General features: G+C 73.2%; 19 protein-coding genes. 7 read left to right on the forward strand and 12 right to left on the reverse strand.

The genetic code is table 11. The annotated features are described in order from the left end of the window. Together FHG10_RS15060 and FHG10_RS15065 are read right to left on the reverse strand one after the other, a co-directional pair. Nucleotides 1-396 (reverse strand): hypothetical protein, encoded by a 396-nt coding sequence (locus FHG10_RS15060; protein ID WP_152354170.1) that lies wholly within the window; start codon nucleotides 394-396, stop codon nucleotides 1-3. Then, the gene (locus tag FHG10_RS15065) at nucleotides 393-1,382 is read right to left on the reverse strand and encodes a threo-3-hydroxy-L-aspartate ammonia-lyase (protein ID WP_152354171.1); all 990 of its coding nucleotides are present in this window, start codon (nucleotides 1,380-1,382) and stop codon (nucleotides 393-395) included. Before FHG10_RS15065 ends, FHG10_RS15060 begins: the two co-directional genes overlap by 4 nt. An 89-nt stretch (nucleotides 1,383-1,471) precedes the next feature. Between FHG10_RS15065 and FHG10_RS15070 the strand changes: the two genes are divergently transcribed. Both FHG10_RS15070 and FHG10_RS15075 read left to right on the forward strand, forming a co-directional pair. Further along, nucleotides 1,472-2,185, forward strand: a complete 714-nt coding sequence (locus FHG10_RS15070) for a DUF402 domain-containing protein (protein WP_152354172.1) — start codon at nucleotides 1,472-1,474, stop codon at nucleotides 2,183-2,185. A 61-nt stretch (nucleotides 2,186-2,246) separates the two neighbouring features. After that, nucleotides 2,247-2,672, forward strand: a complete 426-nt coding sequence (locus FHG10_RS15075) for a glutaredoxin family protein (protein ID WP_152354173.1) — start codon at nucleotides 2,247-2,249, stop codon at nucleotides 2,670-2,672. Nucleotides 2,673-2,742: 70 nt separating this feature from the next. On the opposite strand, the gene FHG10_RS15080 is transcribed toward FHG10_RS15075, so the two are convergent. The 3 genes from FHG10_RS15080 to FHG10_RS15090 form a co-directional block, all read right to left on the reverse strand. Continuing rightward, nucleotides 2,743-3,276, reverse strand: a complete 534-nt coding sequence (locus FHG10_RS15080; RefSeq protein ID WP_152354174.1) for a hypothetical protein — start codon at nucleotides 3,274-3,276, stop codon at nucleotides 2,743-2,745. Between the two features lie 115 nt (nucleotides 3,277-3,391). Then, nucleotides 3,392-4,597 (reverse strand): phosphatase PAP2 family protein, encoded by a 1,206-nt coding sequence (locus FHG10_RS15085; protein ID WP_152354175.1) that lies wholly within the window; start codon nucleotides 4,595-4,597, stop codon nucleotides 3,392-3,394. A 152-nt stretch (nucleotides 4,598-4,749) separates the two neighbouring features. Beyond that, nucleotides 4,750-5,463, reverse strand: a complete 714-nt coding sequence (locus tag FHG10_RS15090; protein WP_152354176.1) for a GNAT family N-acetyltransferase — start codon at nucleotides 5,461-5,463, stop codon at nucleotides 4,750-4,752. A gap of 307 nt (nucleotides 5,464-5,770) precedes the next feature. Here FHG10_RS15090 and FHG10_RS15095 point away from each other — a divergent pair, with 307 nt between their 5' ends. Beyond that, complete coding sequence (locus FHG10_RS15095; RefSeq protein WP_152354177.1) at nucleotides 5,771-6,637, forward strand: universal stress protein; 867 nt, start codon at nucleotides 5,771-5,773, stop codon at nucleotides 6,635-6,637. A 66-nt stretch (nucleotides 6,638-6,703) separates the two neighbouring features. Here the strand turns inward: FHG10_RS15095 and FHG10_RS15100 are convergent, their stop codons facing one another. Next, nucleotides 6,704-7,123, reverse strand: coding sequence for a hypothetical protein (locus tag FHG10_RS15100; RefSeq protein ID WP_152354178.1), 420 nt, complete (start codon nucleotides 7,121-7,123; stop codon nucleotides 6,704-6,706). 204 nt (nucleotides 7,124-7,327) lie between these two features. Between FHG10_RS15100 and FHG10_RS15105 the strand changes: the two genes are divergently transcribed. The 3 genes from FHG10_RS15105 (at nucleotide 7,328) to FHG10_RS15115 (ending at nucleotide 12,691) form a co-directional block, all read left to right on the forward strand. Next, nucleotides 7,328-8,896 (forward strand): exo-alpha-sialidase, encoded by a 1,569-nt coding sequence (locus FHG10_RS15105; protein WP_152354179.1) that lies wholly within the window; start codon nucleotides 7,328-7,330, stop codon nucleotides 8,894-8,896. A gap of 247 nt (nucleotides 8,897-9,143) precedes the next feature. Next, entirely contained in the window at nucleotides 9,144-11,294 is a 2,151-nt protein-coding gene (locus FHG10_RS15110; RefSeq protein WP_152354180.1) for a 3-hydroxyacyl-CoA dehydrogenase NAD-binding domain-containing protein, read from the forward strand. 209 nt (nucleotides 11,295-11,503) lie between these two features. Further along, the gene (locus FHG10_RS15115) at nucleotides 11,504-12,691 is read left to right on the forward strand and encodes a hypothetical protein (RefSeq protein ID WP_152354181.1); all 1,188 of its coding nucleotides are present in this window, start codon (nucleotides 11,504-11,506) and stop codon (nucleotides 12,689-12,691) included. Nucleotides 12,692-12,725: 34 nt separating this feature from the next. Here the strand turns inward: FHG10_RS15115 and FHG10_RS15120 are convergent, their stop codons facing one another. The 6 genes from FHG10_RS15120 to FHG10_RS15145 form a co-directional block, all read right to left on the reverse strand. Beyond that, complete coding sequence (locus tag FHG10_RS15120; protein ID WP_227488296.1) at nucleotides 12,726-13,958, reverse strand: aminotransferase class I/II-fold pyridoxal phosphate-dependent enzyme; 1,233 nt, start codon at nucleotides 13,956-13,958, stop codon at nucleotides 12,726-12,728. A gap of 485 nt (nucleotides 13,959-14,443) precedes the next feature. Then, nucleotides 14,444-14,947, reverse strand: coding sequence for a SufE family protein (locus FHG10_RS15125; RefSeq protein ID WP_227488297.1), 504 nt, complete (start codon nucleotides 14,945-14,947; stop codon nucleotides 14,444-14,446). After that, the gene (locus FHG10_RS15130; protein WP_152354183.1) at nucleotides 14,944-15,843 is read right to left on the reverse strand and encodes a sulfurtransferase; all 900 of its coding nucleotides are present in this window, start codon (nucleotides 15,841-15,843) and stop codon (nucleotides 14,944-14,946) included. The genes FHG10_RS15125 and FHG10_RS15130 overlap by 4 nt, the downstream gene beginning before the upstream one ends. A gap of 209 nt (nucleotides 15,844-16,052) precedes the next feature. Then, nucleotides 16,053-17,165 (reverse strand): asparaginase, encoded by a 1,113-nt coding sequence (locus tag FHG10_RS15135; protein WP_227488298.1) that lies wholly within the window; start codon nucleotides 17,163-17,165, stop codon nucleotides 16,053-16,055. 9 nt (nucleotides 17,166-17,174) lie between these two features. Beyond that, complete coding sequence (locus FHG10_RS15140; RefSeq protein WP_152354184.1) at nucleotides 17,175-17,744, reverse strand: hypothetical protein; 570 nt, start codon at nucleotides 17,742-17,744, stop codon at nucleotides 17,175-17,177. Between the two features lie 111 nt (nucleotides 17,745-17,855). Continuing rightward, nucleotides 17,856-19,079 (reverse strand): methyltransferase domain-containing protein, encoded by a 1,224-nt coding sequence (locus FHG10_RS15145; protein WP_152354185.1) that lies wholly within the window; start codon nucleotides 19,077-19,079, stop codon nucleotides 17,856-17,858. 120 nt (nucleotides 19,080-19,199) lie between these two features. Here FHG10_RS15145 and FHG10_RS18055 point away from each other — a divergent pair, with 120 nt between their 5' ends. Continuing rightward, a complete protein-coding gene (locus tag FHG10_RS18055; protein ID WP_193636345.1) occupies nucleotides 19,200-20,264 on the forward strand; it encodes a hypothetical protein in 1,065 nt (354 codons plus the stop codon). Nucleotides 20,265-20,271: the final 7 nt, after the last annotated feature.

A 20,271-nucleotide genomic window follows, 5' to 3' on the forward strand; every position in this document is an offset into this window, starting at 1 on the left:
CTATCGCTGCGTCCGCGACCTCGCGTCGAGGTGGAAGGCCAGGAACAGCAGCGCCGCCACGACGACCAGCAGCGGGACCCACAGGGGCGCGTGGATGCTCTCGATGACGAGCGAGGACAGCAGCGTCAGCCCGATGACGCCCAGGAAGATCATCCGCGAGGCGACGGGCGTGGTCGGCGCGCCCGTGCGCGGCAGATCGGATCGCCTGATCGCAATCCCGTAGAGCAGCACACCCGCCACCAGCAGCGCGAGCATCACCAGCAGCCGCGCCAGCCCGTTCGAAATCAGCCACGGGGCGTAGGGCATGAGCACGCCGCCCGCCATCAGCAGCGAGGACAGCGCCTGCCCGGGCCAGAGCGGTCGGCCGGATGCGACCCGTCCACGGTCCGCGCTCATGCCCGGTCCTCCGCATCCTCGGCGCCGCCCACGAGCTCGGCGAACCGGGCGAGGTCCACGTTCCCGCCCGAGAGGATCACGCCCACGCGGGGCCGTCTGCCGAGGTCGCCGGCCAGCTCCCGCGCCTGTGCGACGGCGGCGGCGAGGCCCAGGCAGCCCGTCGGCTCCACCACGGTCTTCATCCGCGCTGCGAGGAACCGCATCTGGGCGACGAGCTCGTCGTCGCTCGCAGTGAGGATGCCGCTCGCGCGCTCTCGGATGATCGCGAAGGTCGTGTCGCCGACGCGCGTGGTCTGCGCGCCGTCGGCGATGGTGCGCGGCACGTCGATGGACACCGGCTCGCCCGCCTCGAGGGAGCGGCACACGTCGTCCCCGGCCTCCGGCTCCACGCCGAACACGCGACAGGCGGGGGAGAGGGTTCCCGCGGCGAGCAGACTGCCCGAGAGCAGGCCCCCGCCTCCGCAGGGCACGAACAGCAGGTCGAGATCGCCCACGTCCTCGAGGAGCTCGAGGGCCGCGGTGCCCTGGCCGGCGATGATCGCCGGATGGTCGAAGGGCGGGATGACCTCCGCGCCCTGCTCGTGGGCGATGCTGCGCGCGATCGCGGTGCGGTCCTCGCGGTAGCGGTCGTAGAGGACCACTTCGGCGCCGTAGCCGCGGGTCGCGGCGAGCTTCGCCGCCGGGGAGTCCTCCGGCATGACGATGGTGGCGCGGCGCCCCTGCTCGCGCGCCGCGAGCGCGACCGCCTGCGCATGGTTGCCGGAGGAGAACGCGACCACGGGCGTCCCGGGGGCGAGGGCGCTCAGCGCCGTGAAGGCGCCGCGGAACTTGAACGCCCCCACGCGCTGCAGGTTCTCCGCCTTCAGCAGCATCTCGCAGCCGGTCAGAGCGTCGAGCGTGCGGGAGGTGAGCACGGGCGTGCGATGGGCGACGCCGTCCAGGAGGCACGCGGCCTCGCGCACGTCGGCGATCGTGGGTGCGCTCACGCGGTTCCTTCTTCCTGCTGCGGCCGGGTCCCGTCCGACTCTATGCGGCCGATGGGACCGGCCGTCGGACCCCTGCGTACGGTGAGGCCATGGCGACACTGACCACCGGCCCCTTCGGCGACCTCCCCACCGCGCCCTACGACCCGCCCGTGCCGCCGCACGCCCCCGGCACGGACGTCGTCCAGCGCAGCGTCCGCGACTTCCCCGAGACGGGCCCGGCCGTGGGCTTCGCCGTCGCCGGCACGGTCCTGCACGACTCCGAGGACCTCATCGTGATGATGACCGTCCCCGGCTCGGAGATGGCGGGGCGCGGCGGCCCCCGCTCGGGCCCGAACGGCCGGCTCGTCGCACCGGGGGACTGGGACGGCTCCTACGAGCTGTCCGCGTGGCGCGGCAGCACGGTGGTGCGCGCGCACCGACCGGGCGAGCCCTGGTCGATCTGGCGCTGGCACGACGGCACGGACTGGACGCCCCGCTGGTACGGGAACCTCGAGGCGCCGTGGCGGCGCACCCCGCTCGGCTACGACATGCAGGACTGGGCGCTCGACGTGGTCGCCGAGGGCGATCCCGCGACCGACGACTGGCGCGTCGCGATGAAGGACGAGGACGAGCTGGCATGGTTCGTGGACAACGGCACCGCGACCCGCGAGATCGCCGAGCGCATCACCGAGGTGGGAGCGACGGTGCGGGGGATCTTCGAGCGCCGCGAGGGTCTGGTCGGCGCCGACTGGGGCGCCTTCGTCCCTCCGGCCGACGCGGGACTCGTGACGTTTCCGGAGGGCTGGCAGGAGCTGCGACCATGAGGCCGCTGCGATCGCCGCTGCCGCTGCCTCCGCAGGTACGACGACGAGAGGGGAGAGCGCCATGGACCAGCGCACGCGGCTGAGCATCCTCCTGGGGTTCCTCGCCGTGCTCGTCCTCGCGATCGTGATCGGGGTCGAGAGTCTCACGGCGGGCGCTATCGTCGGCGTGCTCGGCTGCCTCGTGGTGCTCTCGATCGGCTGGTGGTCGGGCCGGCGCGGACGCCACATCGCGTGGGCCGAGGCGTCGGCGAAGATCGCCCCGGGCCGCGCCCTGGTGCTGTGGAAGCCCGGCTGCGTCTACTGCGAGCGTCTGCTGCTGAGTCTGGGGCGCGACCCGTGCGTGACCTGGGTGAACGTGTGGCAGGACGAGCAGGCGAACGCACGTGTGCGCGAGCTGAACGGCGGCGACGAACTCACGCCTACGGTGATCATCGGCGACCAGGTGCTGCGCAATCCCACGGCCGACGAGATCCGCGCGCTGCTCTGATCAGGGCCGATGAGATCCGTCGGACCGATCCGATCCGCAACGGACGTGCCCGCTCGGCGCGGCGAACCGCTCAGCGCGGGGAGGCGGGTGAGGGGCCGACGACGTCCTGCGGACCCGACGCGGTGGGCTGGACGAAGTGCCCCTCCCGGGCGCGCTGCAGCGACGCGACGTCGTCGAAGCGCAGCAGCGCGGTGAAGCCGAGGAAGACGACGAGCATGGCGAGGATCCCCCATGCGGTGAATCCGAGGCTCTCCGCGAGGAGCACGAGCACCACCAGCGGGACCGCCGCGATCGCACTCACCGCGACGACCCTGCCGCTGCGGGTCACGCGCCCTCCGAGATGACGGCGTCGGACGAGTCCTCCGAGGAGGAGCCCTCCGTACATGAGGACCGCATAGACCAGCCACGGCCACCAGCTCGTGGTCACAGTGGTGAGCACCATCATCACCGCGAGGGCGCCGCAGAGCATCACGGCCTGGAGCTGCGTGAGCGCCAGCGGGATGGGCCGAGGCGTGCTCCGCTCGGCCGATGCGCCCGTGAGATCCTGCGCCGTGCGCGCTGTCCGGACGCCTTCGGGTGTCGGTGTCGTCGGCGTCGCCGGCATCGTGCTCCCCCTCGATCGCCGCGCCATGTTCCCCGTCGTGCGGGCCCTGCGCCGCGGAACAGGACCGCTCCTCGACCGTACGGAACCGTCGCGGACGAGACAACCGTCCGGGTGCTCAGGGCGTGCGCACGGCCTCGAAGGCCGAGGCCGGTCGTCGTGAGGGGCGGGTGGTGTCGGGCCGTTCGGACGGCCGACGTCGAACGGGTCGATGGCGGAGCTGCTGCTCGGACGAGCGCGGGTGCACGGTGCCGAGACCTGGACGTGAGCCACCGGGGGCAGAGCCGCCGGCGCCGAGGTCGGCGTCGGCGGGGAGGCCGACCGGGCGCCGTCGTGCCCGGTGCTGACCGGTGGCCCACCCGGCAAGCGCCACGGAGGCCCAGCCGATGCCCATGCCGAAGATGTCGTCGAGGATGTAGTGCCAGCCGAAGTAGATGGTGGCGACCGTCGTCACGCCGAAGAAGATCCAGGCGGTCACCCGGAGGGCTGCCTTCTGATGGGTGCGCCTCATGAACAGCGCTGCGGCGAAGGTGACGGAGACGTGGAGCGACGCGAACGCGGCGACACCCTGGATGGAGTCGCTGCCGACAGGGTTGCTGAGAAAGTCGAGGCGCGTGGTGAGGAGGGAGTCCTGGAGTCGGCTGACTCCGGTGTCGGGCAGTGTCCGGTAGGCCTCGGGATCGCTGAACGCCGGGCCGACCGACGGCAGGATGTAATAGCTGACGGTGCCGAGAGCCCAATTGAGGCACAGGGTCGTGGCATACCAGGCGCCGATGGAAGGCGTGCGACTGAGCACGAGGAACGCGCCGAGGCTGATCGGGACCAGCGGAAGATAGGCCAGGTAGGCGACCGAGAGAAGGGTCGCAGCGATGTCGGTCCCGAGCAGATGGTGCAGCATCACTGCCGGGTTGTGGCCCTCGGTGAGCGAGGAGTCGATGTGGAGCAGCTGCCGGTCGAAGAGAGTGCCGCGACGGTACACCGGCAGCATGCTCTTGAGGTTGCGGTAGGCGACGTAGCAGACGTAGAAGCTCAGCAGGCCCGTGCCGATGCACAGCAGGCGGTGGGCGGTCCATTCCTTCTTGGCGACGTCGATGACCGCGGTGGGAAGGCGCCGCACCCCGTTCCGTCTCACTGCCTCTACGATGAGCCCGCCGCCGATGAACCCGAGAGCCAGCAGAGGCAGGCGGATGTACGAGGGTCCGAGGAAACCGTCGGGGTCCCGCAGGGGGAGACCGAGGTAGAGGGACGAGACCACGGCGGCTGCTCCGATGAGCAGAGAGAGCGCCACGGCGAACGTGTACGGCCAGCGTCGCATTCGGGTCATCGGGATATTCTCGTGACAGTTTTTAACGTTGCCTCGGATTTCTCTTGGTGCCCGCTGACCGGGTGAACGGGCTTCGGTGAGGTGCTGGTCGAGAGATCAGTGCCAACGGGAGCGAGTCCGTGGCCGACGAGGAGACCCCCGGTCGCGCCGACTCAGGGCGTGCGCACGGCGCCGAAGATCAGCGTGCGGCGCAGGGCGAAGCCGAGCTTCTCGTAGGCCGCGATCGCCCCGGTGTTCTCGGCTCCCGTGTGCAGCAGGGCGCGGTCGCCGCGCTGCTGGATGCCGTGGGCGACGTCGAGCACGAGGCGCGAGGCCAGACCCTGCCGGCGCTGATCGGGGTCGACCGCCACGGCGCTGATCTCGGTCCAGCCGTCGGGGTGGAGACGCTCACCGGCCATCGCGACCAGGCGGCCCTCGCGGCGGATGCCGACATAGCGGCCCAGCTCATGGGTGCGGGGGAGGAACGGGCCCGGCTTGTTGCGCTCGACCAGGGCGAGCATCTCGGAGGCGTCGTCGGCGCCGAGGACGACGGCCTCCTCGTCGGGCCGGGTGTGCAGGGCCGGGGTCTGCGTGAGCTGCACGCCGTCGATCCTGTGCTCCCAGCTCCAGCCGTCGGGCAGCGTCGGGTCGGCGTGGGAGACGCTGACGACGGCGTCGTGGCCGAACACGTCCACGATCGCGTCCCACACGCCCGGGTCCTCCCAGTCCTTCACGCCGACGAACGGCGAGACGTCCTCCGGGTAGCGCAGCACCAGGTCGTTGCCGATCGCGAAGTGCGCGTGGGCGCCCGTGAGCGCGGACCAGGCGGGGGCATCCAGCACGGACTCGTCCGTGGGAGCGGAGGCGGTGTCGGCGAGCGTGACCATGGTCGGACGATCTCCAGAAGCAGGCGGGACGGGCCTTCACGGTAGATCCACGAGGGTCGGCGGCGACAGGCGCGGAGCGCGGGTGTGACGAAGGGAGAACACATGCGGCGAGCAGCCCGCGGCAGGGGCGGGCTCCGCAGCGTCGCGCTGCCGGCCCGCCCGCGGCCCGTGCGGCCCTCGGCCACCGCGCTCCCCACCGGGCCTGCCCCTGCACCCCTCCCGTCCCGGGATCCCCGCCGCTAGGCTCGATGCACGCCCGGATCACCGCCGACCGGGATCGCCGATCGCACCCCTCAGGAGGGACGCCATGGACTTCAGCGACACCATCATCGTCGGGTACGACGGCTCGGATCAGTCGGCGATGGCCCTGCGCTGGGCGGCGCGGCTGGCGAGGTCCGGGAAGAAGCCGCTCGCGATCATCCACGCCTGGATCTTCCCGCTGGTCACCAAGGACCTGGGACCGGTGAAGGGCGTCTCCGGCTCCGGCCACCGCAACGTCGCCGAGCAGCTGCTGAGGGAGGCCGCGGGCATCGCCGAGGAGGCGGCACCGGGGGTGGAGGTGCGCACCGAGCTGATCACCGGCAACCCGCGCGCTGTCCTCGAGACGGCCTCGCGCACCGCGCTGCTGATGGCCGTCGGCAGTCGCGGCCTCGGCGGCTTCCTCGGCATGCTGCTGGGCTCGGTGAGCCTGGGCCTGATCACCCACCCCGGCTGCCCCGTGATCGTGGTGCGCGAGGACGAGGCACCGCACGGGCCCGTCCTCGTCGGCGTCGACGGCTCGGAGGCGAGCCTCGAGGCGGTCGACGCCGGCGTGCGCCTCTCTCGCGCTCTCGGCGAGGGCCTCGCCCTCCTGCACGTGCGCGGCACGGTCGACGGGCACGTCGTCGAGGGCGACGGCGCCGAGCGCATCCTCGACGAGGCGACCGCCCGCGCGCACGCGTCGGCCCCCGATCTGGCCGTCACTGCGCAGGCGACGGAGGGGAGCAGCGTGCCCGACGGTCTCCTGCAGGCCTCGACCGAGGTCGGCATGCTCGTGCTGGGATACCGGGGCCGCCACGGTCGGCTCTTCGGGTCGACCGCGCACGCCGTGGTCCACCATGCGGAGTGCACGACCGTGATCTGCCGCCACGAGTTCCGCGGCGAGACGGAGAGCGCCTCGGAGGAGTCTGACTGAGGGGCTGCTCCTCGCCTCCCGCTCCACGCACCCTGCTCCTCCCCTCCGGTCCGACCTCCCCTGCGCTCACTCCTGGCGTTCGGCGATCTCCTGCGCCCGTCCCACCTGCACGCGCTTGTCCCAGCGCAGCTCGATGAACAGGCCGACGCCGATCGCGACGACGAGCAGCCAGCGCGCGGGCTCCGGGGCGGCGGACGACGCCCCCATCACGACGAGCACGATGGCCAGCAGGGTCAGACCGCCGACCACGAGCTGGCGCATCGAGCGCTCGAGGCCGGACCCGGCGCAGAGCATCCGCGCGAAGCCGTCGATGAGCACGAGCGCGACGACGAGCCCACCGCACACGATGGTGCGGGCGAGCAGGTCCAGCGGAACCAGGCCGAGCATGGTCGCCGCGGCGGCGCCGCCGAGCACCGCCTCCGCGAGAGTCCACCCCCAGGGCACGGGGCGCGGATGGGGGACGACGGGGCTGTAGCCGGAAGACATGGCGCACCTCCTGCGCGAGGTCCTCCTGCCAGCGTACGCGCGGCGCGAGCGCGCGATCCGGCAGCGTCGGAGGGTGTTCCGCCGGGTGCTCCCACCCTTGTGGCGACTCGCTCGCTCCCCTAAGGTCAGACATCAGACGTCCCCCGGCGAGTCCCCGCGAGGCGACCGCCCCCGCCGCCGGTGGACAGGAACGAAGGAGCTCCCGTGACGTCTTCTCCCCGCAAAGCCGCGCCCCATCGCCGCACCGTCCTCGGTGCGGGCACCGGCGCTCTCGCCGCCCTCCTCGCCGTGCCCGCGGCAGCCCACGCGGCACCCGCAGGCCACGGCCGCGACGGCGGGAACACGGGCGGACGAGGGCACGGCCACGGGCATGGCCACGGGCGAGATGGCAGCACCGGCGGGCGGTTCCTCACGGCGACCCTCGCGACCGGCGGCGACGGCGAGTTCCCGAACTACCGGATCACCGCGCTCGTGCAGCTCGAGAACGGTGACGTCCTCGCCGCCTACGACGGCCGCCCCACCGGCATCGACGCCCCTGGCCCGAACTCGATCCTCCAGCGCCGATCGCGCGACGGGGGTCGCACGTGGGAGGAGCAGACGGTCATCGAGCAGGGCCGCGACGGCGACGACAAGATCGGGTTCTCCGACCCCAGCTACGTCTGCGACCGCATCACCGGCACGCTGTTCAACTTCCATGTGTTCTCCAAGGACCAGGGGTTCTTCGGCAGCGCCTATGGCAACGACGACGCCGACCGCGCGGTGCTCAGCGCCACCGTCTCGGTCTCGGAGGACGACGGGCGCACCTGGACCTCACGGCGGCTGACGGAGGTCACCAAGCCCGAGGACGTCCGCGGCATGTTCGCCACCAGCGGCGCAGGCATCCAGATCACCCGCGGGAAGCACCGCGGGCGCCTCGTCCAGCAGTACATCGGGCAGTGGCGCGACGAATCCTTCCGCGCGTACTCGGTGTTCTCGGACGACCACGGCGAGACCTGGCGCATGGGCGAGCCGACGGGCGTGAACATGGACGAGAACAAGGTCGTCGAGCTCGGCGACGGCACGCTCATGCTCAATTCCCGCGTCCACAGCGGTGCCGCTGCGCGCTACGTCGCCCTCTCCCATGACGGCGGCGAGACCTGGTCCGAGCCCGTTCTCGACGCGACCCTCACCGACCCGCGCAACAACGCCTCGATCATCGCGATGAACCCGGGCGCGAAGACAGGGTCCGCCGCCGCGAAGGAGCTGCTGTTCTCGAACTCGGACAGCGCGACCGACCGCGTCAACGGCACCGTGCGCTATTCCTACGACGACGGCGAGACCTGGCCGGTCAAGAAGACCTACCAGGCGGGTGACCACGCCTACTCGCAGCTCGCCGCGCTCGAGGACGGGACCTTCGGGGTGCTCTTCGAGGGCGAGGATGCCGACACCATCGTCTTCGGACGCTTCGACTGCGACTGGCTGAACCCCTTCCGCCTGCACGTGCCGGACACCTCCGCCGAGGTCGCCCCGGGCGAGGACGCCCGGGTCGCGGTGCGGCTGCGCAACGACGAGAAGCGCGCTCTGCCCTCCTCCCGCGTCTCGGCGGACCTGCCCGACGGGTGGAGCGCCGAGAGCGTGCACGTCCCGGCCATCCCTCCGGGCCGCAGCCGCACGGTCCGCCTGCGCGTCACCGCTCCGGCCGACGCCGCGGCGGGCGCGGTCACGGGCGACGTGACGATCAGCGCCGGGTCGTTCTCCCTGCGCGGGGACCTGGAGGTCACCGTCACGGCGTGAACGCCCGCCTGCCGGTCCGACGGGGAGCGCCGCACATGCGGCGCTCCCCGTCGTCGTCGCGAGGCGTCCGCTCGGGATCGTCGGCCCCGCGGTTCGTCGGACGTGCGGGCCCACGGCCCATCGCCTGCACCCGTTGGACACCCGCGCCCCGCCTGCGGCATGCTGTACCTGAAACCGTCGGTATCAGGAATCAGCGCCTCGATGACGACCGGCGCCTCGACGACGAGAAGACCCCGAAAGGCTGGCCATGGCCCCCACCACCGCGCACCCCGGCAGCGTTCCCGCGTACACCGAGCACGTCACCCGCGTCCTCGCCGAGGACCGCGAGCACGAGGGGATCGGCACGATCACCGTGCTCACCTTCGCCCCGCCGGAGGGGGAGACCCGCCCCGCGACGCTCGGGCCGCAGTCCCTCGAGAACGTCGATGCCGCACTCACCCGCGCCCTCGACCGCGCCGAGGCCGGGGAGATCCAGGCGATCGCGCTCACCGGTACGGGCCGCGTCTTCCTCGCCGGCGCCGACCTCTCGATGTTCGCCGATCCCGCCGGCCGCGAGGCCATCGACCCCATGACCCGTCGCGCCCACGACCTGCAGGTCCGCATGCGCCGCGCCGCGGTCCCGGTGCTCGCCCACCTCAACGGCGCGGCCCTCGGCGGCGGCCTCGAGGTCGCGCTGATGGCCGACATCCGCACCGCCGGCCCCACGGTCCGCGGCATCGGACTGCCCGAGACCAGCCTGGGGATCCTGCCCGGCTGGGGCGGCACCACCCTCCTGCAGTCCGTCATCGACCCGGCGGACGCCGTCCGCGTGATCCTCGAGGACCCCGCCCGCGACAAGCAGCTCACCGCCGCGGCCGCCCACGAGCTCGGCATCGTCGAGGCGCTGGTCGAGGACCTCGACGCGGCGATCGACCACCTCGCCGGCCGCATCGCCGACGGCGGCATCGACCCGTCGGCCCGCCCGGACCCGATCCCCGCAGCCGGCTCCGAGCGCGCCCGGACGCTGCTCGCCGCGCTCGATGCCCCGCACAGCCCCGCCGAGACCCGCCGCGAGTGGGCCGATCGGATGGAGGCTGCGGGCGCCCCGTCGCTCACGCGCACGCTCGGCATCCTCGAGGCCCTCCCCGGCTCGAGCCTCGAGGACTCCCTGGCGGCGGAACGCGGGGCCATCGTCGGCCTCGCCGCCTCCGATGCCGCCGCCGGGTCGCTGTACTCGGCGGAGCTGCTGCGCCGCGGCAAGCCCGGCCGCCGCCCGGTCGAGGGCGCCCGAGAGATCCGCCGCGTGGGCGTGGCCGGGGCAGGCCTCATGGCCTCCCAGATCGCCGCGCAGCTCGCCCTCGGTCTGCAGGTCCCCGTCACCCTGCGCGACCTCGACGAGGACATCGCCGCCACGGGCCTCGCGCACGCCCGCGAGGTGATCGCCCAGGCCGCCTCGCGCGGGAAGCTCGACGAGCAGTCCGCCCGCTCCGTCTCCGAGCTGCTGAGCGCGACGGCCGATGTCGCCGACCTCGCCGACTGCGACCTCGTCCTCGAGGCCGTCCCCGAGGTCCTCGCGATCAAGAAGAGCGTGCTCGGGGAGCTCGAGGGCGTCCTCGACCCCTCGGCCCTGCTGGTCACGAACACCTCCTCGCTCTCGGTGACCGCCATGAGCGAGGATCTCGACCACCCCGAGCGCGTCGTCGGCCTGCACTTCTTCAACCCCGTCGCGAAGATGCCGCTCGTGGAGGTCGTGCGCACCGAGCGCACCGCTCCGGAGGTCCTCGCGACCGGCCACGAGGTCGTGCGACGCTGCGGCAAGTTCGCCGTCGAGAGCGCCGACGCCCCCGGGTTCATCGTCAACCGTCTGCTGTTCCGGGTGCTCAGCGAGGTGCTGCGCTCCGCGGACCAGGGTGCGGACCTCGCCGCCGTCGACGCCTCGCTCGACCCCTTCGGCCTGCCGATGCGGCCCTTCGAGCTGCTCGACCTCGTGGGCATCGGCGTCGCGGACCACGTCGGCAAGGTCCTCGGCGAGCAGCTGGGCACCGAGCGCTTCCCGATCTCCACCGGACTCACGCGTCTCCTGGATTCCGGCGAGGCGGGCACCGTGCGCGACCGCTCCCAGGTCCACCCGCAGGTCTCCGACGCGCTGCGCGCCGCCTTCTCCGACGGGACCGCGGCGGGCGACTCCGCCCCCGTCGGCGATGCTCTCCTGGACCGGGTCCTGCGCGGGCTCGCCGAGGAGACCGGGCTGATGCTCGAGGAGGGCGTCGTCGAGCATCCCGAGCAGATCGATCTGGCGCTGATCCTCGGTGCAGGCTATCCGCGTCACCGCGGCGGGCTCACCCCGTACCTCGACCAGGCCGGCGTGAGCCGCGAGGTGGTCGGCCAGCCCTTCCACGGGGACCGCTTCACCCGCTGAGGGCACCCGGCCGCCGGCGGCCGTTCCGGGAGCTGGCGGTCCCGGGAGCCGATGTCGCTCGGCGCCGCTCCGCACGGGGCGGCGCCGAGCGGCGTATCGGGCTCCCGCCCCTGTGTGCGCTGGGGCACAATGGCCTCTCAGAGTGCCGTGGACCTCGTCGGCACAGGTGCTGAGAGGAGGGGCGGGGCCGTACGGCGCCGCGCGACACGATGACGCAACCACCGCAGAATCCCGGTCAGAACGGATGGGGCTCCGCCCCGCAGGGCGACGGCTCGGCCGACGGCGCCGCGGGCCCGCCCGACGGGCATCAGGGCTATGGACAGGACTTCGGCTCGGCCGACGGTGCCTATGGTCCGGCCGATGGCGCGTACGGCTCGGCGAATACCGGCTACGGCGGCCAGGGCACGGGCTATGGCGAACCGAACTCCGGCTACGACGCTCAGAACTCGGGCTACGCCGGCCAGGGCTCGAACTATGGCGATGCGAACTCCGGCTACGGCGCCCAGAACTCCGGCTTTGGCGGTTACGGCTCGGCGAACCCCGACTACGGCGCGGCAGGCGGAGGATATCCGGCGCCGCCCACGAGCCCCGGCTCATCGGCCTCCGCGAATCCCTACGGCGCGGCCACGGGCGCCTCGAGCGCGCCCGCATACGGCGGGGGCGGCGACGGCTTCTCGAGCATCCAGCAGCAGGGAAGCGGAAGCGGCTCGAAGAAGTGGTGGTTCATCGGGTGCGGCGGCTGCGCGATCCTCGCGCTGCTCGCCGTCATCGCGATCATCGCGGTGTTCGCCCTGGCGGGCGGCGACGATCCGGAGCCGACGTCGGGCCCCGCCACGCAGGAGCAGACGACCGAGCCCGAGGAGACCACCGCCTCCGAGGAGCCCAGCGAGTCCGACGAGTCCAGCGAGGACGCGACCGCGTCCGACGGGGCCGGCGGCGGCTCCTCCTCCGAGCGCGGCACCCGCACCGACCCCCTGCCCGCGGGCAGCACGGTCACGGTGGAGGCGATCGACGGCGGGCAGGTCGACGTGAAGCTCGGGAAGGCGAACTTCGACGCCGACGAGGCCATCGCGAAGGCCGACCAGTACAACGAGAAGGCGCCGAACGGCCAGAAGTACATCCTGGTCCCCGTGACGATCACGTACCACGGCGACGGCAGCGCGGCCGCGAACTTCGACGCCGCCGTCTCCTACGTGAGCGCGGACGGCAAGGGCTACGAGTACACGTACGCCATGACCGAGCACGACTACCTCGACGCCGAGCAGATCTACGACGGCGCCTCGGTCACGTACGACATGCCGTTCCTGGTCCCCGATTCCGACAAGGGCGACGGCGCCTTCAAGGTGTCCGGACTCGTCGACTTCGACACCGATCCGGCGTTCGTCGCCGGCAAGTGACGTCGGGGCGCGGGGTGGTCCGCGCGGTGCCTGCTCAGCCCGCGCGGACGCCCTCGGCCCAAGCGGCCAGGCGCCGCCCGGCCTCCTCGAGGGTGGCGCGGTCCTTGCAGAACGCCAGGCGCGCCCAGCTCCTCCAGCTCCCGGCCTCGCCCTCGGGCAGGAATGCGCTGACGGGGATCGCGGCGACGCCGGCCTCCGCGGGCAGGCGGTCGCAGAGCTCCGCCGCGTCCTCGGTGCCCAGGGGAGCGAGGTCGGCGAGGACGAAGTAGCCGGACTCCGCGACGATCAGCGGCAGCCCGATGTCGTCGAGCGCCCCGACCAGCAGGTCGCGGCGCTCGCGCAGGTCGTCGGCGATCGCCGTGAAGTCCTCGTCGGCCATGGCGAGACCGCGTGCCACGGCACCCTGGAAGGGCGTGCCCGAGGCGTACGTGAGCCACTGCTTGACCCCGGTGACCGCCACGAGGATCGGCGCGGGCGCCGTCACCCAGCCGATCTTCCAGCCCGTCACCGAGAGCGTCTTGCCGGCCGAGCCCACGGAGATCGTGCGCTCGCGCGCTCCGGGCAGGGTCGCGACGGGCACGTGCTCGCCCTCGAAGACGAGGTGCTCGTAGACCTCGTCGGTGAGCACGAACGCGTCGTGCTCGGCGGCCGCATCGACGATGACCTGCAGCGTCTCCACGTCCAGGACCAGGCCCGTGGGATTGTGCGGGGAGTTCACGAGCACCACGCGCGTGCGCTCGGTGATCGCCGCGCGCAGCTCGTCCGGGTCCACGCGCAGGCGCGCCCGCGCGCCGCGATCAGCCTCCTGGCCGCCCGTCCCTCCGGCCCCGACGCTCTCGCGGCGGATCGGCACCGTCCGGTGCACGCCGCCGGCCAGGGCGATCACCGCCGCATAGGCGTCGTAGAACGGCGCGAGCGTGAGCACCTCGTCGCCCGGCCGCACGAGCGCCAGGAGCGACGCCGCGAGCGCCTCGGTCGCGCCGGCCGTCACGAGCACCTCGCTCTCCGGGTCCCAGCGCAGCCCGTAGAAGCGCTCCTGGTGCGCGGCGATCGCCTCCCGCAGGGCGGGAACCCCGGCGCCCGGCGGGTACTGGTTGCGCCCCTCCCGGATCGCCGCCACCGCGGACTCGGCGACGACCTCCGGGGGATCGGTGTCGGGGAAGCCCTGGCCCAGGTTCATCGCGCCGTGCGCCGCGGCGAGGGCCGACATGTGCGCGAAGATCGTCGGCCGCACCTCGCCGTCGCGCAGCAGGCCTGCGGCGCTCACCGCACGGGACCACGGGCCCGCGGGCGCCGGTGCGGACGACGGCACGGGCCGCGACGCTCCAGCGGGCTCCGGCGCGGATCGGCGGGCGGGGGAGAGGTGATCGGACATGGTGCGAGTCTGGCAGGGTCTCGGCCGACGGGGGCAGGGTCGTCGCGGGCTGGACCGCGAGCGGCGCCGGCGGTCCTCGCGAGTCGCCGGGACGACCAGGAGGAACGCGGACGCACGCACCGGCGAACGCCCGGACGCGCCCCGTCGGACCTCCCGCGGCCCGTACTCAAAAGTTATGAACGTGGGGTGACCTGCGGCATCGCCCGCAGGGTGGTCCGTGCCACTGGGAAATGACTGTCCGGAAACCTATAGTTCCCAGTTGTACAGGCACGGCCTGGTACCAGGCGCCTCGGGTGGGGGTCCGAGGTGTCGTTGTGCAGCGGCCCGCGTCGACTGACATCGACGCGGGCCGCTCGCTGTGTCCGGACAAGAAGCGCCTACTGCAGGCCGGCCTTCTCGCCGAGCTGGCGCTTGATGCGGCCCAGCATCCCGGCCATGCCGCGCAGGCGCAGCGGGCTCACGACCTCGGCGAGCCCCAGGTTCTCGGTGACGTCGGCCGGGACCGCCCTGATCTGGCCCACGGTGAGCCCCTCGAGGCCCGCGGCGAGGATGCCCGCGAAGCCGCGCGTCGTCGGGGCCTCGGGCGGGGCCGAGAAGAACAGGCGCGCCGGGGCATCCTCGCCCTGTCCGTCGACCTCCGTGATGACGAAGATCGGTGACTGGCACTCGGGCACCGGCTCGAGCAGCTCGGGATGGTCGCGGTAGCGCTCGGGCAGCTCGGGGAGGCCGTCGGCGAACTCGAGCAGCATCTGCACACGATCATTGCCGGAGACCGCGTGGAAGTCGTCGACGATCTCCGCGAACGCCTCCGGGAGGGGCGCGCTCGCGCCCCGGTCGGCGGGGCTGTCGGCTGCGGGCATGCCGCCGGAGGCGGCCGTCATCGGGCGGGCACCTCGCCCGCCTCGGAGCCGGTGGCGATCGGGACGCGCACGCTGTTGCCCCACTCGGTCCACGAGCCGTCGTAGTTCTTCACGTCGGAGAAGCCCAGCAGGTACTTCAGCGCGAACCACGAGTGGCTCGCGCGCTCGCCGATGCGACAGTAGGCGATGACGGGCGCGGCAGGATCCAGGCCCTGCTCCTGCAGATAGACGGACTCGAGCTCGGCGCGCGGCCTGAAGCGGCCGTCCTCGCGGGCGGCCTTCGACCACGGCACGGAGCTCGCGCCGGGGATGTGGCCGCCGCGCACGGCGCCCTCCTGGGGGAAATCGGGCATGTGCAGGCGCTCGCCCGTGTACTCCTGCGGGGAGCGCACGTCCACGAGCTGGCCGCCCAGGAAGGCGAGCACGTCGTCGCGAAAGGCGCGGGAGGCCTCGTCGCGGCGCTCGAGCACCGGGTACTCGGTCGCCGCGGGCTGCGGGACCTCGCGGGTGATCTCGCGGCCCTCGGACTGCCAGAGGGCGCGGCCGCCGTCGAGCAGGCGCACATCGGCGTGGCCGAACAGCTCGAAGACCCACAGCGCGTAGGCGGCCCACCAGTTCGACTTGTCGCCGTAGACGACCACGGTCGTGTCCGGGGTGATGCCGGCGCGGCTCATGAGCGCGGCGAACCCCTCGCCGTCCACGTAGTCGCGGGTCACCGGGTCGTTGAGGTCCAGGTGCCAGTCGATCTTCACGGCGCCGGGGATGTGCCCGGTGTCGTACAGCAGGACGTCCTCATCGGACTCGACGACCACCAGGCCGTCCTCGCCCAGGTGATCGGCGAGCCACGAGGTGGTCACGAGCTTCTCGGGATGCGCGTACTCCTGCAGCTCCGGTGCCGGGTCGGCGGGCAGTGCCATGGGGTGCCTCCTCCAGATCGCGTCCCGGGCGGGGCGGCGTCGGGCCGATACCGCATCGAATGGCCCACCCAGGTGTGGCGTATGGAGCCAGTCTCCCACCCTCGCGCGACGAGCGGCAGGGCGGGGTGAGCCGGGGAACGGCGGACGAGACACGCGGGACACGGCTCCGCAGGTGGACGCCGACGGTGGCGCCCCGGAGCGCGGAGGCGTCAGGAGGCGAACAGAGCGAACGCCCCGCCGATGCCGCCTGCGGACAGACCGCGGGCGAGCGCCAGCTGCAGCAGCAGGCGCGCCTTGTGGGCCGGGAGCACGCCCGCCATCAGGCAGCCGCTCGCGAGCAGATCGACCTCGCTGCCCGGGTAGGAGTAGTGATGGGTCGAGGTCCCGCCGTCGGGGATCCGGGTCGCGACGACCACCGGGACGCCCAGCTCGACGAGCCTCCGCAGCCGGGGCATCGCGCCCGCGGGCACGTGCCCCATGCCCGCGCCGTCCACGACGAGGCCGGCGATCGAGCCGCCCGGCAGGTCGTCGAGGATCTCGCCCTCGTCGCCGATGCCCAGGGAGATCACGGGGACGCGGGGCAGCGGGTCCGGGAGCTCGGGGCGGCAGGTGGCGGTCGGATCGGCCGACGCGCCCGGCGCGGTATCCGGCGACGAGCCCGCCGGCGCCTCTCCGAGCAGGCGCACGAGCGGCCGATCGGCGGCGTGCATCTCTCCCGCCGCGGGTCGCTGCAGCAGTCGCGCCGCGTCGTCGACGATCGCGAGCGCGCCGGCCGGCACGGAGCCGAAGGCGCTCACGGATCGGGAGGACAGCTTGCGCACGCGCGCGCCCAGATGGACGGCGCCGTCGAAGACCGCGAGCACACCGAGGCCGCGCAGCTCGGGCGCGGCCGCCGCACGGATCGCGTCGCGCACGTTCGCGGGGCCGTCGGCCCCCGGCGCGTCCGACGGGCGCATGGCACCGGTGAGCACGAGCGGGGAGTCGCGGTCCCAGAGGGCGTCGAGCACGAAGGCTGACTCCTCGAGGGTGTCGGTGCCGTGCGTGAGGACCGCCCCGCGTGCGCCCGCGTCGACGGCGGACCGGGCCCGGTCGAGCACGGCGCGCAGATGATCGGGCCGCACGGACGGCGAACCGATGTTCGCGACCTCTTCGTGCGTGACCTCGACGCCTGCGGGCAGACCCGCCGCGACGACATCCTCGCCTCCCGAGCCCGGTGCGGCCCCCTCGCCGTCCGCGCCGGTCATGAAGATCGTCCCGCCCAGCGACAGCACGTGGATGCGCGCGGAGGCGTCGGGAGCGGGGAGGCCGTCGAGGATGCTCACCCGGCGATCCTACGGGGCAGGCGCCTCGTCACCGGGGCCCTCGGAGTCGTCGCGATCCGGGGCCGCGTCGTCCCTCGCCTCGAAGAGGACGACCATGGGGTCCGCCTCGGTGCGCCGGCGCTCGATCTCCTCGGGCGGGTACTGGTGGACATCGGCGCCGCCCGCCTGGCGATAGGCGCGCTCGGTGACGTGGAGGCGCATGTCGGCGGGGATCTCGACCCTGTCGTCGTCGAGCAGCACGGCGAAGCCGCCGTCGACCGCCTCGATGCCGTGGAACGTCCCCCATGCCTCCACGCGCGGAACCTCGATCGACACGCGGTCCAGCTCGGCCATCAGGGGACCCTGCACGTGGGCGGGGTCGAGGAGGACGTCGGGCATGGCGCCGTGGTGGACCCCTCCGTCGTCGGCGATCCGCTGGCGCGCCATCTGCTCGGCGAAGAGTGCTGCGAGCAGGGGGAGCGGGCCGTCCTGCGGCGGGGGCGAGGCCTCGACCCCGGCGACGGTGCGCGGGTTCGATGCTTCCACCGGATCGCCCGGTCCCTGCGGGTCCTCGGGTCCTGATGCGGCTGCTGTATCCATGGCGCTCGACCTCCTCGACGGGCATCGCGGTGCTGTCTGTGCCCACCGCCCACTGTTCCACGCGGCGCGGACGCGCGCACCCCTCCCCGAGGCGCCGGGTGCGACCTGCGCTCAGCCGACCCGGCGCAGCCGCACGAGCACCTCGTCGTGCGCGGTGTGGGGGAACATGTCCACCAGCCGCGCGGCGGCGATCCGGTAGGAGGGCATGGCCGCGAGGTCCGTCGCGAGGGTGCGCGGGCTGCAGCTGGAGTACACGACGTCGAGGACGCCCGAGTGCTCGAGGAAGCCGGCGAGGCGCTCACCGATGCCGCGGCGGGGCGGATTCACGATGACCGCCTGCGGGGGCCCGACGGCCTCTGCCTCCCGGATCGCCCAGGCCGTCGCATCGTCCGCATGGAAGGTCGCGGCAAGCTGCGCCTCGGCGGCGGCCGCCCGGGCGGAGTCGATCGCCTCGGAGGAGATCTCCACACCGGTCACCTCCCGCGCGGCGGGGTCCGCAGCATCCTGCGCGCAGTGCAGGGCGAAGCCCCCGACACCGCAGTACAGGTCCCACACGCTCGTGGGGTCGATCGCGTCGATCCAGGCGCCCACCTGCGCATAGAGCTGCGCGGCGACCGAGGAGTTGGTCTGCACGAACGAGCGCGGCCGCACCTGCAGCGTGATCTCGCGGCCCGGCTCGGGCGCCGCCGCGGGTCCGCTCGTCGGCACCGCCATGCGCATCCGCAGCGCGGCGTCGCCGGCGAGGTGGATCTCGGTGGCGCCGTCGAGGACCGCTTTGTGCTCGGGGTGGATGTTCGCGCTGACCACCCGCAGCAGCGGCTGGCTCTCGAGCAGCCGGGGGAGGTGCTCGCGGATCCTGGGCAGCGGCTTCTCGCTGCGCAGCACGAGCCGCAGCATGAACTCACCGTCGGGCGAGACGGTGACCAGCACGTTCTTGAGCTCTCCGCGGCGCCGGGGCACGTCGTAGGGAGGGATCTGGGCGCGCCGCACCAGGGTGCGGACGTCCTCGAGCAGCTGCTCGACGCCCTCGGGATACAGCGGGCAGTCCACGAGGTCCACGCCGGGGCCTCCGGGACTCCCGCCCGGGGCGGCCAGCAGGCCCAGCACCGGATCGGCGGCGGTGCCGGTCGCGACCATCTTCGCGGTCGTACGGAAGCCGGAATCGGCGCTGCGCACGGGCGGCAGCCAGATCGCTGCGGGGTCCGCGGGGTCGACGGCGAACGGTCCCAGCAGCTCCTGATACCGGGCCCGGGCGCGCGCGATCTGCTCGTCGTGCGGGACGGGGATCAGGGTGCAGGAGCGGCAGGTGCCGGCGTCGAAGTGGTGGCACTGCACGGTGTGAAGTCTACGGCTCCGCGGCGTCGGCTCCCTCCGATCGGACCCCCGTCGCGGATCCCCCTTGCTACGTTGCGGAACATCATCCACGCCGTCATCACGGATGCAGAGGGGGCATCGATGCAGGAGAGCCGGGCGCAGTCCGCGCCGGACGTCGCGCCGGACGTGGCGCGCACCTGGCGCACCCAGCGGATCTCCTTCGAGATCGCGGGGCTGGGCCGCTTCTCCGTCACCGCGGATCCCCGCTCGGCCTCGCCCCGGGACGTGGGGGCGGACTCCGGCGTCCCCGTCCCGCCGGAGCCGGGCAGGGGTATCGGGGCCGACGTGGCCGGCATGATCGCGAACGAGCGCTCCCGCGACGCGGTCGAGCTGCCCGGAGAGGTCATCGTGATCCCCGCACTCGGTCCGGTGATACCGACCGAGACGCCCGTGGTGCCGACTCTCGAGGAGCGCGAGGACGGGTCGATCCTCGCGATCGATTCGCCGGATCTCCCGGACCCCTCCGACGTCGCGGCGCCGGATCCCGAGGAGCCGGTCCCGTCTCCCGTGCACCGCGACGATCGGAAATGGCTGCGTTCCCAGCAGGTGCTCGATCGCGTCTGGCGCGAGGGCGTGGTCACCGGGTCCGGCGCCCTGATCGGCGAGGACCGCACCTGGTTGGAGCCGGCCGTCGCCGTGATGCGGGCGAGCGATGCCACCCGGGGGCGTGCTCCGGGCACCGAGATCGACCTGCTCGAGCTCGGCCTCGAGGTCGCGCGCGACCGCGGCCAGGTGGCCGTCGTGCACGTGCACGACGGCGTCCTCGACGTGATCCCCACGGGGCTGGACCCGCGCGTCCCGCATCTGCGGGACCAGCCCGCGCGCACCTCCGTGTGGCCGGGGATGTGTCCGCTCACCGGCATCGACGAGTTCTCTCCCTGCCGCGCCGAGGGCGGACCCGACGGCGATGAGGACATCCGTGCACGCCTCGCCTTCGACGCACGGCGCTCGCTCGCCGTCGGCCTGCTGGGCTGCGGCGTCTGCCATGGTCGCGGGCGCTCGGACGACGGCCGCGGCCGCCCCGTCGAGGTGCCTCTCCCGCTCGCGCTCTCGCTGGCCCAGATCCCCCGGATCACTCTGCGCACCGGCGAGACCATCGAGATCGACGCCCTCGAGGACCTCTACGGCGCAGGGGAGCCGTTCTAGAGTCGGC

The sequence above is a fragment of the Brachybacterium subflavum genome, assembly GCF_009299795.1.
Taxonomy (GTDB): domain Bacteria; phylum Actinomycetota; class Actinomycetes; order Actinomycetales; family Dermabacteraceae; genus Brachybacterium; species Brachybacterium subflavum.

What these genes read in the sequence shown, in the direction of transcription:
- FHG10_RS18055 (WP_193636345.1), top strand. Translation starts at nt 19,200, where the DNA reads ATGCAGGAGAGCCGGGCGCAGTCCGCGCCGGACGTCGCGCCGGACGTG.
- FHG10_RS15140 (WP_152354184.1), bottom strand. Translation starts at nt 17,744, where the DNA reads ATGGATACAGCAGCCGCATCAGGACCCGAGGACCCGCAGGGACCGGGC.
- FHG10_RS15075 (WP_152354173.1), top strand. Translation starts at nt 2,247, where the DNA reads ATGGACCAGCGCACGCGGCTGAGCATCCTCCTGGGGTTCCTCGCCGTG.
- FHG10_RS15090 (WP_152354176.1), bottom strand. Translation starts at nt 5,463, where the DNA reads ATGGTCACGCTCGCCGACACCGCCTCCGCTCCCACGGACGAGTCCGTG.
- FHG10_RS15125 (WP_227488297.1), bottom strand. Translation starts at nt 14,947, where the DNA reads ATGACGGCCGCCTCCGGCGGCATGCCCGCAGCCGACAGCCCCGCCGAC.
- FHG10_RS15110 (WP_152354180.1), top strand. Translation starts at nt 9,144, where the DNA reads ATGGCCCCCACCACCGCGCACCCCGGCAGCGTTCCCGCGTACACCGAG.
- FHG10_RS15115 (WP_152354181.1), top strand. Translation starts at nt 11,504, where the DNA reads ATGACGCAACCACCGCAGAATCCCGGTCAGAACGGATGGGGCTCCGCC.
- FHG10_RS15085 (WP_152354175.1), bottom strand. Translation starts at nt 4,597, where the DNA reads ATGACCCGAATGCGACGCTGGCCGTACACGTTCGCCGTGGCGCTCTCT.
- FHG10_RS15080 (WP_152354174.1), bottom strand. Translation starts at nt 3,276, where the DNA reads ATGCCGGCGACGCCGACGACACCGACACCCGAAGGCGTCCGGACAGCG.
- FHG10_RS15060 (WP_152354170.1), bottom strand. Translation starts at nt 396, where the DNA reads ATGAGCGCGGACCGTGGACGGGTCGCATCCGGCCGACCGCTCTGGCCC.
- FHG10_RS15100 (WP_152354178.1), bottom strand. Translation starts at nt 7,123, where the DNA reads ATGTCTTCCGGCTACAGCCCCGTCGTCCCCCATCCGCGCCCCGTGCCC.
- FHG10_RS15095 (WP_152354177.1), top strand. Translation starts at nt 5,771, where the DNA reads ATGGACTTCAGCGACACCATCATCGTCGGGTACGACGGCTCGGATCAG.
- FHG10_RS15070 (WP_152354172.1), top strand. Translation starts at nt 1,472, where the DNA reads ATGGCGACACTGACCACCGGCCCCTTCGGCGACCTCCCCACCGCGCCC.
- FHG10_RS15130 (WP_152354183.1), bottom strand. Translation starts at nt 15,843, where the DNA reads ATGGCACTGCCCGCCGACCCGGCACCGGAGCTGCAGGAGTACGCGCAT.